The organism is Flavobacterium yafengii (assembly GCF_030010375.1).
Lineage (GTDB): Bacteria > Bacteroidota > Bacteroidia > Flavobacteriales > Flavobacteriaceae > Flavobacterium > Flavobacterium yafengii.
Genome location: NZ_JASCRY010000001.1, coordinates 724,943 through 736,755 on the forward strand (window position 1 = coordinate 724,943; position 11,813 = coordinate 736,755).

Genomic DNA, 11,813 nt, shown 5'->3' on the forward strand with positions numbered 1-11,813 from the left:
GAATCCAGTGAAAATGCGGTTCCAAAAATAAGACAAAACAAAACAACAACATAAAAACCCAAATTATGAAAAAAGCAATCTTAACAATCGGATTATTCTCTTTAGTGATGATATTAACATCTTTTACTACACCTGAGACTACAAAGAATACTAATGTTGAAAACACTAATGAATCCATCAATTTAGTTGGCGGAGCAGCAACAGGTGGGAATAAAAAATTAGATTTAGTTGGCGGAGCAGCAACAGGTGGAAATAAAAAATTAGATTTAGTTGGCGGAGCAGCAACAGGTGGGAATAAAAAATTAGATTTAGTTGGCGGAGCAGCAACAGGCGGAAATAAAAAACTAGACTAGTATCGTTTATACTTTTCTATTTAAATAATAATTAAGCTATCAAATTTTTGATAGCTTTTTTTATTTCAATAGCTTTATTTTAGTATTTTTGATAAAATTGAAGAAATACGATTGAAAAATACTTACTACATAATTTTGCTACTATTGTTTTTTTTCATTGGTTGTACCAAGAAAAATGAAGTAAAGCTTACCGATATTTCATCAAAGGATAGCATTGCTACTTATTTATCTTTAGCAAACGAAGCCAACTTAACTCTTCAGAAAAAGCAAGAATACAACCAGAAAGCATTTGCTATTATAATTGATCAACCTAATGATTCAATTAGTAAGGTAAACTTGTTTAGGGTAGCCAATCGTTACTATAATATGAACGATTGGAAAGGCTATAAAAAAACGGTTCGTGTTGTTTTAGATAATTCGAAAAGCAGTAATGATACCGTAAATATTGCGAAAGCTTACACTTATATGGGGGATTATTATGGTAGTCAAGCAATCTCTGATAGTGCATTTATGTATTATTTTAAATCCGAGAAAATGTATCAGCTACTTCATGATAATTATAATTTCGCCAGAGCATTATTAAATAAAGCAAATTTACAATACAACGAAAGTGATTTTTTAGCAAGTGAAATATCTGTATTTAATGCCTTACGAGTTATAAAAGATGAAAAGGCAAAAGATATACTCTATGAATCATATAACCTTTTAGGTATAATATACAATGAACTAGCAGAATATGATAAAGCTATAGAATATCATAATAAAGCATTAGCAAGTATTGATGAAGAGGTTATTCCTTTAGAGTTTCAGTCGAAAGCCACATCATTAAATAATATGGGGTTAGTATATCAAAACTTGAATATGCATAAACAGGCCAAAAATTATTTTCAGCAAGGGTTAGAACAACAAAATCTCTCTACTCAAAAGGCTTTTGTTTATGCTATGTTATTAGATAATTTAGCTTATTCTAAATTTAAACTTAATGAATCTGAAGGGCTTCCGGAATTGTTTTATCAATCTTTAAAACTGAGAGATAGTTTAGGACTAACTTCTGGAATTTTTCTAAACAAAATTCATTTGTCAGAATATTTCGCATCAAGGAAGGATACTGTTAAGGCAATACAATATTCTAGGGAAGCACTAGAATTGTCTAGAAAAACTAAAAATCATAGAAATATTTTAGGTGGTCTTAAGCAATTAGCGATTATAGAGCCAAAAAAATCAATTATTTATAACAAAGAATATATACACATCAATGATAGTCTGCAAAAAGCAGACCGAAAGAAAGGAGATAAATTCTGGAGAATAGAATATGAAACAGATCAGATACAAGAACAAAACACAAGTTTAACAACTCAAAATAGGAATTTAGTTTTTATTTTCAGTGGATTAGCAATGTTAGGGTTGTTTACTTTTGTGATTAAAACGCAGAAAGCTAAAAATCGAGAGTTACAGTTCAAACAACAACAGCAAAAAGCAAATGAGGAAATCTATAATTTAATGATTTCACAACAGAATACCATTGAAGGGATTAGAATTAAGGAGAAAAAAAGAGTAGCTCGTGAATTACACGATGGCGTTTTAGGAAGGATGTTTGGAGTTCGGATTAACCTAGAAAGTCTAAATAAAATTGATGACGGAACTGCTGTTGAAAAAAGAAATAACTACCTAACAGAGCTGAAAAGTATTGAGCAGGATATTCGTGAAATTTCTCATGATCTAAATAGAGAAAAATCAGAATTAATTAATAACTTCGTTGCTATTATTGACAACCTATTTGAAGACCAGAAAAAGACATTTAAATCAAAATTAGTTTCAATTATTGATTCGGGTATAAAATGGGAATTAGTAAGCAATTCGGTCAAAATTAATTTATATCGAATTCTTCAGGAAGCACTTCAAAACATCAATAAATATGCTACCGCTGATAACATTAAAATTGAACTAAAAAAAGAAGAGGATCATCTAATTTTGATGATGAGTGATGACGGAATAGGCTTTAATGTTAAAACAGCTAAAAAAGGAATAGGCTTGCAGAATATACTTTTTCGAACCAATGAATGTGATGGAGTTGTTGATATAAAATCGAAAAAAGGAGAAGGTACAATCATAACAATTACAGTCCCAATAGAATAAATATAAAAACTTACACAGAAATGATAATTGACCAATCAACAAAAAAAAATAATATATTAATCGTTGATGACCACCCTTTTATTATAGAAGGATACAAAAATGCAATTACTAGATATAATCCTGATGAGTTTGAGTTTTTTATAACTCAAGCTAAAGATTGCGAATCGGCTTATGGCATTATTACAAATCCGGATACTTTGTTGTTTGATATCGCTTTTTTAGATATTAGTATGCCTCCTTATGAAGAAAAAAATATTTATTCTGGAGAAGATTTGGCAAGATTAATATCGGAATTTATGCCAAAATGTAAAATAATTTTGCTTACCATGTATACAGAATTATTAAAGATAAAAACCATTATCAAAACTATAAACCCTAATGGGCTGGTTATAAAAAATGATTTAACCTTTGATGAATTACTTTTTGCGTTTGATAAAGTTATAAAAAATGAAAAATATTACAGTCAGTCCGTTCTGAAAATGTTAGCCCAATCGGAGGAAGATAGTATAGAAATTGATCAATTTGACAAAGAAATTTTATTTCATATTTCTAAAGGAACTAAGCTAAGTGACATTCCTCAATACATTCCAATTTCATTAGGAGCAATTGAGAGAAGAAAAATAAAATTAAAAGAATTATTAAAAATAGAAGAAGGTAGCGATATCGACTTAGTCCGAGAAGCTAAAAGCAAAGGATTGCTTTTCTAAATTTTCTTAAACAAAAAACGACACTTATTAAGTGTCGTTTTTTCTTTTGTTTGATGAAGTTTTATTCAGTTAAAGCATCCCAACCACGCGCTTTTAAAGCAATTTTGGTATTCGCTCGAGTAACTAAATGAATTCCTTCACTTTTTTGTGTCATATGGCCAATAATAGTGAAATTTGGATTTGCTTTGATTTTTTCAAAGTCTTCCATGGCAATTGTGAAAAGCAATTCGTAATCTTCTCCTCCGTTTATGGCAACGGTCGTGCTATCGATATTAAATTCTTCACAAACATTAATAAATGTTGGATCGATAGGTAATTTGTCTTCGTATAAATTACAACCCACTTTGGACTGCTTGCACAAATGCATAATCTCAGATGATAATCCATCAGAAATATCAATCATTGAAGTTGGTTTTATTTCTAAAGCATGTAATAAAGTTCGAACATCTTTACGTGCTTCTGGTTTCAATTGACGTTCGATTAGATACGTATAAGCATCTAAATCTGGTTGTGAATTTGGATTAACCTGAAAAACTTGCTTTTCACGTTCCAAAACTTGTAATCCCATATAAGCAGCACCAATATCTCCGGTAACCACTAATAAATCAGTTTCTTTGGCACCGTTTCTATAAACAATCTCCTCTGCATCTGCTTCTCCAATGGCAGTTATACTGATGATTAATCCTTTTTGAGACGAAGTGGTGTCACCACCTATAACATCTACATTATATTCACGGGCTGCATGCGTAATTCCTGCAAATAATTCATCTAATGCTTCCAAAGGAAAACGATTCGATACGGCTACAGAAACTGTGATTTGTGTTGGCTTAGCATTCATCGCGCAAATGTCGGAAACATTTACTACGACTGCTTTATAGCCTAAATGTTTTAAGGGCATGTAAGCCAAATCAAAATGTACGCCTTCAATCAACAAATCTGTTGAAACGACTACTTTTTTATCTTTGAAATCCAAAACGGCAGCATCATCTCCAATTCCTTTTAAAGTCGAAGGTTGGTTGATTTCAAAGTTTTTTGTCAAATGGTCTATCAATCCAAATTCTCCTAATTGAGCAATACTTGTACGTTGTGGGGTTTTATCTTCAATCATTTTTTTTCATTGTTTTGAGGTTGCAAATATACAAAGAAATATTCGCCTTGATTTGTATCAAATTGTATCAATTTTATCCGACCTTTAGAGTATTAAATTTGTAAAAAATGAAGGCATTTGATATAGTTACGCTTACAGTTAATCCTGCTTTAGATAAAAGCACACATTTTAAAGGCTTAGTCCCGGAACAAAAAATAAGATGTGATGAGCCTCGTTATGATGCGGGAGGTGGTGGAGTCAATGTTTCTAAGGCTATCTCGCGTCTGGGAGGAACGTCTCTAGCGGTGTTTACTTCTGGTGGACCAATGGGTAAAATGCTGGAGGAATTGGTGGCTAAAGAATCGGTTGAATTTAAAGCAATCGAAGTCCAAACTTGGACGAGAGAAAGTTTTGTCGCTGTGGATGATAATACCAATTCACAATACCGATTTGGATTTACAGGTGGAAAAATTTCAGAAGAAGAAAGCAAAAGAATATTAGAAACCATAGCTAATTTTGATCTAAAATTTCTAGTAGCCAGTGGAAGTTTGAATGAAGGTTTGTCAATAGATTTTTATCAAAAAATTGCTGAAATCGCAAAAAAATCAAATGCCAAGTTAATTGTGGACACCTCTGGTGAATCCTTAAAAAAAGCATTAGAAATTGGTGTTTATATGATCAAACCCAATGTTGGAGAACTGGCAAAATTAATAGGCGTTGAGCGGTTGGAACTGGAAGAAGTAAACGAAGCCGCAAAACAAATCATTGCGAAAGGCGGAGTCGAAATCGTAGTCGTTTCCCTTGGTCCACAAGGCGCAGTTTTGGTTACTAAAGATTCCTATGATTTTGTACCGGCTCCCAATGTAGCCAAAAAAAGTACTGTTGGTGCCGGTGACAGTATGGTTGGTGGGATGGTTTGGGCGCTTTCGCAAAATAAAAGCCTGAAAGAAATCATTCGTTGGGGCGTTGCCTGTGGATCAGCAGCTACAATGAATGAAGGAACCCAATTGTTTAAACTCGAAGATGCAAAACGATTGTTTGAATGGTTGCAGAAGAAATAGGTTAAACTGTCATTGCGAGGAACGAAGCGATCCCAAAACGAGAGCAATAAATGGGATTGCTTCGTTCCTCGCAATGACCAATTCAAACAAAAAAACCTGACAATTTTCATCATCAGGTTTTCTCTTTATTCTTTTCTCTAAAAAAGATTAATCATTCAACTTCAAAACTGCCATAAATGCTTCTTGTGGAATTTCAACATTTCCAACCAGTCTCATACGTTTTTTACCTTTTTTCTGTTTTTCCAACAATTTACGTTTACGGGAAATATCTCCACCATAACATTTGGCGGTAACGTCTTTACGCAACGCTTTTATCGTTTCACGAGAGATAACTTTTACTCCAATAGCCGCTTGAACAGGAATATCAAATTGCTGACGTGGAATCAATTCTTTCAACTTCTCACACATTTTTTTACCAATAGAGTAGGCATTGTCGGCATGCATCAAAGATGACAAAGCATCCACAATGGTAGCGTTCAACAAGATATCTACTTTAACCAAATTAGAAGTTCGCATCCCAATTGGCGTATAGTCAAAGGAAGCATATCCTTTAGAAACGGTTTTCAAACGGTCATAAAAATCAAATACAATCTCTGCCAACGGCATATCAAAAGTCAATTCTACACGTTCCGTAGTCAAATACGTTTGATTGGTAATCAACCCACGTTTTTCGATACACAAACTCATTACATTTCCAACATAATCAGATTTGGTAATGATAGTTGCCTTAATAAAAGGTTCTTCAACATGATCTAAACGAGAAGGCTCCGGCAAGTCCGAAGGGTTATTTACTATAAGTGGTGTCGTCGGATCTTTTTTGGTGTAAGCCAAATACGAAACGTTGGGAACTGTTGTAATAACAGTCATGTTAAACTCTCTCTCCAAACGTTCCTGGATAATTTCCATGTGTAACATTCCTAAGAATCCGCAACGAAAACCAAATCCCAAAGCTGCTGAACTTTCCGGTAAAAATACCAATGACGCATCATTCAACTGCAATTTTTCCATAGAGTTTCTCAACTCCTCGTAATCTTCAGTGTCTACAGGATAGATTCCTGCAAAAACCATTGGTTTCACATCTTCAAAACCTTTAATTATATTCGTTGTCGGAGTTTTGGCATCCGTCAACGTATCTCCCACTTTTACTTCTTTCGCTTCTTTAATTCCAGAAATCAAATACCCAACATCACCCGCTGAAATTACTTGTTTCGGAACTTGGTTTAATTTCAAAGTACCAATTTCATCTGCAAAATATTCATTTCCGGTAGCCATGAACTTAATCTTTTGCCCTTTTTTGATCTGTCCGTTTTTCACACGAAAAATAACTTCGATTCCTCGAAAAGGATTGTAATGCGAGTCAAAAATCAATGCTTGTAACGGTTCGTCAACATTTCCTGATGGAGGTGGAATTTTTTCGATAATTGCTGCCAATATATTTTCAACACCAAAACCAGTTTTGCCCGAAGCGTGAATAATATCTTCCAATTTACATCCAAGTAAATCAATAATATCATCACTTACTTCTTCAGGATTGGCACTTGGTAAATCTACTTTATTCAAAACTGGAATAATTTCCAAGTCATTCTCCAAAGCCAAATATAAATTCGAAATCGTTTGTGCCTGGATACTTTGCGCAGCATCTACAATCAAAAGTGCGCCTTCACAAGCTGCAATCGAACGAGAAACCTCATACGAAAAATCCACGTGTCCCGGAGTATCAATCAAATTCAGGATGTATTCTTGTCCTTTATACGTGTATTCCATCTGAATCGCGTGACTCTTAATCGTAATCCCGCGTTCACGCTCCAAGTCCATGTTGTCAAGCAATTGCGCCTTTTCTTCACGAGCAGTAACGGTTTGTGTAGCACCAAGTAATCGGTCAGCAAGCGTACTTTTTCCGTGATCAATATGTGCAATAATGCAAAAATTCCTAATATGTTTCATTTTCCGTTTATATCAAATTTATTTTGGGCGTGACCACAAGGGTCGGGCTATGCGTTTCAAGTCCTCGTAAAGTTCCGCTGTCGCTACACTTTACTGTGGGCTTTACACTGCTATCCCTCACGCAATCGCCAAACAGCGACAATTAATCTGCAAATATAAGCTAAATTCAACAGTTTCAAAGTCCCGAATTCGCAAACTAATCGCTTTAATACTAAGTCTTTCTTCTTTCTTCTTTTATCCTTTCATCTAAAAAACGTAATTTTGCACCAAATTAATTGAAGATGATCAAGATTGGCAACATAATATTACCCGAATTCCCTTTACTTCTCGCACCTATGGAAGATGTGAGCGATCCGCCTTTCCGCAGATTGTGTAAAGCTCATGGTGCTGATTTGATGTATTCGGAATTTATTTCTTCCGAAGGATTAATTCGTGACGCCATCAAAAGCCGAATGAAATTAGACATTTTCGATTACGAAAGGCCCGTAGGAATCCAGATTTTTGGCGGAGACGAAGAAGCAATGGCGATGTCCTCCAAAATTGTTTCCGCAGTAAACCCCGATTTAATTGATATTAATTTTGGTTGCCCTGTCAAAAAAGTGGTTTGCAAAGGTGCTGGTGCCGGAGTTTTAAAAGACGTTGATTTGATGATTCGTTTGACTCAGGCTGTTATCGACAGCACGCATTTACCGGTAACCGTAAAAACCCGTTTGGGCTGGGATGATAATTCCATTAATATTGATGAAGTTGCCGAACGTTTACAAGACATTGGTGTAGCCGCTTTGAGCATACACGCTAGAACCCGTGCCCAAATGTATAAAGGTCATTCCGACTGGTCGCACATTGCCCGAGTAAAAAATAATCCTAGAATCACGATGCCTATTTTTGGTAACGGAGATATTGATTCTCCAGAAAAAGCATTACACTATAAAAATGAATACGGCATCGACGGAATCATGATTGGTCGTGCCGCAATTGGTTATCCTTGGATTTTTGATGAAATCAAACATTACTTCAAAACTGGCGAGCATTTGCCAAAACCTACTGTTATTGATAGAGTAGAAGCCGTACGAAATCACCTCACTTGGGCAATGGAATGGAAAGGTGAAAGATTAGGAATTGTTGAAACAAGACCACATTATACCAATTATTTCAAAGGAATTCATTCGTTTAAAACCTATAAACAAAAATTAGTAACACTAGATCGTCCTGAAGAATTGTTCGCCGCTTTGAATGAAATCGAAGAAGCGTACGCAGGATACGAGGTTGTTTAAAATATAAAAGGCTTAACAAATTTGTTAAGCCTTTTGTCTTATACTTTTATACGTTTCCATTTCCCTCTTTTGTAGAGAACGATACTTGCTAAAGTAATTGCAGTTTCGGCTATAGGAATCGCTATAAAAACACCTGTTGGTCCCATTTTATAATATTTGGACAATAAATAAGCCAACGGAATTTGGAATAACCAGAATCCGAAAAAATTAATCATTGTTGGAGTCCAGGTATCACCGGCTCCATTGAATGTATTAATTAACACCATCCCAATTCCGTAAAAAACATATCCCAAACACATTGTTTGTAATGCTTCAACGGCAATCTTTTGAATAATAAGGTCATTCGTGAAAAATGAAATCAGGGAACGGGAAAAAATCAGTGTAATAACCGTAATAATTGCCATAAAAATTACATTGTATTTTGCGGTGGTAAAAACCGATTTTTCGGCACGTTCAATTTTTTTAGCACCTAAGTTTTGACCTACTAAAGTCGCTGCGGCATTACTTAATCCCCAAGCAGGAAGAATAAAAAACATCATGATGCGCAATGCCGTTTGATATCCAGCTGAACCATGATCTCCACCGGTTGTGGCGACTAATTGAGCCAGAAATATCCAACTGCAGGAAGCAATTACAAACTGTAATACTCCAGGAGCAGCGATTTTCACCAATGCTTTAATTTGTTCCAAATCTGGGATAAAATAAGAAGGTATAATTTTTAATATTCCTCTACCATTAAATAAATGATACAATTGGTACAAAACACCAATACTTCTTCCGATAGTTGTTGCCATTGCAGCACCCATCAATCCAAAAGCAGGAATGGGTCCAAATCCATTAATTAATATTGGACATAAAATAATGTTGCAAATGTTAGCTAGCCAAAGACTTTTCATGGCAATAGCGGCATTTCCTGCACCACGGAATATTCCGTTAATAAGAAACAGAAGCATAATACATAAACTTCCGCCCATCATAATTCGAGTGAAGTTAACTCCGTATTCAGCAGCTTCAACGGAAGCTCCCATAAATAACAAAATATCTTTGGCGTAAATAAAACCAAAAATGCTAATTATTGTATTGATGACAAATGCAATAATGATGGCTTGCATTCCGGCTTTTGCAGCAGCAACAGGATCTTTTTCGCCAATTCGACGAGCAACAACCGCAGTAGCAGCCATACTAATTCCGATAGCAATAGAATAAACAATCGTGATTACTGATTCGGTCAAACCAACCGCTTGAATAGCATAACTGCTTTGTTCTAAATGACCGACAAAATATAAATCGACTAGAGCGAAAACCGATTCCATAAGCATTTCCAATACCATCGGAATGGCTAGAAGAATTACTCCTTTTTTGATGCTTCCAGAAGTATAATCAAAAGATTCATCTCCTTTGATAGCTTGTTTTAATGTTGTGAAAATTCGAGAAAATAAGTTTTTTTCTAATGTTGTTTCTGTCATGATAAATTAGGATTAATGAGAGGATCAGTTCAGACTTATTAGCCGAACTTAAAAGTAAATAAAGGGGTCCTAATTATTTAGAAATAAAGAAGGACTAGACAGAAACTATCATAGCATTTAGATTTTAAGAAAGGTAAATGTAAATATTCTTTTTAATTAAAAAAATTAATCCAACAACTTCTTGCTCACGCGACTACTTGCAATTAAGGAAGCAATAAAGCCAAGCGTGACAATCGTTCCCATAACAATCAGTACATTTTCGAGAGAGAAAATCACTGGATAAGCCAGTGTAGGAGTAATCATAACCAACTGAAAATACTCTTGTAGCAACACGATTATGATTCCTAGAACCAAGCCAATAATTCCGCCAAAAACACTCAATAAAGTACCTTGAAGCAAGAATATTTTTCGTAAATCTTTGATTTCAGTTCCCAGATTAAAAAGGGTTTTTAGGTTTCCTTTTTTGTCTAAAATCATCATAATCAATGCGCCAATCAAGTTGAAAAGTGCCACAACAATCACCAAGGTAAAAATTAAATACACAGCAATATTCTCGGTATTCAGCATTTTATAGAGCGATTCGTTGAGTTGTGCCCTGTTTTTTACGGTGATTTTATTGTTGAAAATAGTTTGAAGTTGTTCTGTAATTGCAGTTTCATCAGCATCAGTTTTCGTCTTGATTTCAATCCCAGAAACCTGATTGGTTTTGTATTCCAATAATTCCTGCGCTAAACCTAAATCAGTAAAAACATATTTGGAATCTAAATCTTCGCTAATGGCGTAAATCCCAACAGGAATTAGATCCGTTTTGTTAAAAGCTTGTTCCGGATTTTCGATAACGCCTTTTCCAGGTTTTGGAACTAAAACTTCTAATTGACGATTAAAATCTAATAATCCCAACGAGAATTTTTGAGAAATTCCGTAACCCACAACCACTTGATACGTATTTGGTTTAAGCCATTGTCCGTTGAAAAGCTTTTTTTCGATAGCATTAACTTTGCTAAAATTAGAATCAACACCTTTCAAGTACGTAACTTCTTGTTTTCCGTCAAAAGTGAATAAAACACGCTCTTCAATAATTTTAGTATACGAAATCAAGCCGTCAATTTTCTTGATTTGGCCTTCCTGATTTGGAGAAATCAAAAAGGATTTTCCTAAAGTGCTGCTTATTTTTAAATCGGGATCAATGTCATTCGTAAACGAAAGACTAAAAACTTTCAACCCGCTAAAAACAGATAAAACCACAAACAAAGCCATTGCGCCAACAATAATTCCCATGCTGGCAATGCGATTGATAATATTGATAGCATTATTTTTACTATTGCTACGAATGTAGCGTTTGGCTATGTAAAGGGGAAAATTCAAATTTTATTGAAATCTGCGTTTGTCCAAAAGATCTCTGTTTTCGATAGGATTATCTCTATTCGCTAAAGCATTGTCAATTTTTTCAATGTAATCTAAAGAGTCGTCAATAAAGAAAACCAAATTTGGAACTTTTCTTAATTGCAAACGAACACGTTGTGATAAATCATGCTTAATGTTTTTAGCATTCGACTTAACCGCCTCTAAAATCTCTTTTGCTTTTTCCTGAGGAAAAACACTTAAATGCACTGTCGCTACTGATAAATCTGTAGTCACAGTAACCTTGGATACCGAAATGATTAAATTAGCCAATCCGTTTTTTCTCACTTCACCTTGCAGAATATCAACCAAATCTTTTTGGATAACCCCACCTATTTTTTTCTGTCTATTTGTTTCCATGATGCAAAAATACTACTTTTAAGT

The 11,813-nt window shown here is 34.6% G+C and carries 10 protein-coding genes; 5 read left to right on the forward strand and 5 right to left on the reverse strand.

What is annotated here, in order from left to right:
* The first annotated feature begins 65 nt into the window (after positions 1 to 65).
* The 3 genes from QLS97_RS03205 (at position 66) to QLS97_RS03215 (ending at position 3,196) form a co-directional block, all read left to right on the forward strand.
* Positions 66 to 353: a 3-oxoacyl-ACP reductase gene (locus QLS97_RS03205; protein WP_282714225.1), complete on the forward strand. Its 288-nt coding sequence runs from the start codon at positions 66 to 68 to the stop codon at positions 351 to 353.
* Positions 354 to 464: 111 nt separating this feature from the next.
* The gene (locus QLS97_RS03210) at positions 465 to 2,489 is read left to right on the forward strand and encodes an ATP-binding protein (protein WP_282714226.1); all 2,025 of its coding nucleotides are present in this window, start codon (positions 465 to 467) and stop codon (positions 2,487 to 2,489) included.
* Positions 2,490 to 2,509: 20 nt separating this feature from the next.
* Positions 2,510 to 3,196 (forward strand): response regulator, encoded by a 687-nt coding sequence (locus QLS97_RS03215; RefSeq protein WP_282714227.1) that lies wholly within the window; start codon positions 2,510 to 2,512, stop codon positions 3,194 to 3,196.
* A gap of 61 nt (positions 3,197 to 3,257) precedes the next feature.
* On the opposite strand, the gene thiL is transcribed toward QLS97_RS03215, so the two are convergent.
* Complete coding sequence (gene thiL / locus QLS97_RS03220) at positions 3,258 to 4,304, reverse strand: thiamine-phosphate kinase (protein WP_282714228.1); 1,047 nt, start codon at positions 4,302 to 4,304, stop codon at positions 3,258 to 3,260.
* Between the two features lie 107 nt (positions 4,305 to 4,411).
* Between thiL and QLS97_RS03225 the strand changes: the two genes are divergently transcribed.
* Complete coding sequence (locus QLS97_RS03225) at positions 4,412 to 5,344, forward strand: 1-phosphofructokinase family hexose kinase (RefSeq protein ID WP_282714229.1); 933 nt, start codon at positions 4,412 to 4,414, stop codon at positions 5,342 to 5,344.
* Between the two features lie 147 nt (positions 5,345 to 5,491).
* Here the strand turns inward: QLS97_RS03225 and lepA are convergent, their stop codons facing one another.
* Positions 5,492 to 7,288: a translation elongation factor 4 gene (gene lepA, locus QLS97_RS03230; protein ID WP_073209088.1), complete on the reverse strand. Its 1,797-nt coding sequence runs from the start codon at positions 7,286 to 7,288 to the stop codon at positions 5,492 to 5,494.
* Between the two features lie 281 nt (positions 7,289 to 7,569).
* Here lepA and dusB point away from each other — a divergent pair, with 281 nt between their 5' ends.
* Positions 7,570 to 8,562 carry a tRNA dihydrouridine synthase DusB gene (gene dusB, locus QLS97_RS03235; RefSeq protein WP_282714230.1) on the forward strand — a complete coding sequence of 331 codons (993 nt, stop codon included), beginning with the start codon at positions 7,570 to 7,572 and terminating at the stop codon, positions 8,560 to 8,562.
* A 38-nt stretch (positions 8,563 to 8,600) separates the two neighbouring features.
* Here dusB and QLS97_RS03240 read toward each other — a convergent pair whose 3' ends face one another.
* The 3 genes from QLS97_RS03240 to rbfA all read right to left on the reverse strand — a co-directional run bounded on the left by QLS97_RS03240 (position 8,601) and on the right by rbfA (position 11,789).
* Positions 8,601 to 10,028: an MATE family efflux transporter gene (locus QLS97_RS03240; RefSeq protein ID WP_282714231.1), complete on the reverse strand. Its 1,428-nt coding sequence runs from the start codon at positions 10,026 to 10,028 to the stop codon at positions 8,601 to 8,603.
* A 165-nt stretch (positions 10,029 to 10,193) separates the two neighbouring features.
* Positions 10,194 to 11,393, reverse strand: a complete 1,200-nt coding sequence (locus QLS97_RS03245) for an ABC transporter permease (protein WP_282714232.1) — start codon at positions 11,391 to 11,393, stop codon at positions 10,194 to 10,196.
* Between the two features lie 3 nt (positions 11,394 to 11,396).
* Positions 11,397 to 11,789: a 30S ribosome-binding factor RbfA gene (gene rbfA, locus QLS97_RS03250; RefSeq protein WP_091166278.1), complete on the reverse strand. Its 393-nt coding sequence runs from the start codon at positions 11,787 to 11,789 to the stop codon at positions 11,397 to 11,399.
* Between the last annotated feature and the right edge of the window lie 24 nt (positions 11,790 to 11,813).

Bases quoted from the DNA above. Each gene is read 5' to 3' on its own strand.
- QLS97_RS03225 (WP_282714229.1), top strand. From the start codon at position 4,412: ATGAAGGCATTTGATATAGTTACGCTTACAGTTAATCCTGCTTTAGAT.
- QLS97_RS03240 (WP_282714231.1), bottom strand. From the start codon at position 10,028: ATGACAGAAACAACATTAGAAAAAAACTTATTTTCTCGAATTTTCACA.
- thiL (WP_282714228.1), bottom strand. From the start codon at position 4,304: ATGATTGAAGATAAAACCCCACAACGTACAAGTATTGCTCAATTAGGA.
- dusB (WP_282714230.1), top strand. From the start codon at position 7,570: ATGATCAAGATTGGCAACATAATATTACCCGAATTCCCTTTACTTCTC.
- QLS97_RS03215 (WP_282714227.1), top strand. From the start codon at position 2,510: ATGATAATTGACCAATCAACAAAAAAAAATAATATATTAATCGTTGAT.
- rbfA (WP_091166278.1), bottom strand. From the start codon at position 11,789: ATGGAAACAAATAGACAGAAAAAAATAGGTGGGGTTATCCAAAAAGAT.
- QLS97_RS03205 (WP_282714225.1), top strand. From the start codon at position 66: ATGAAAAAAGCAATCTTAACAATCGGATTATTCTCTTTAGTGATGATA.
- lepA (WP_073209088.1), bottom strand. From the start codon at position 7,288: ATGAAACATATTAGGAATTTTTGCATTATTGCACATATTGATCACGGA.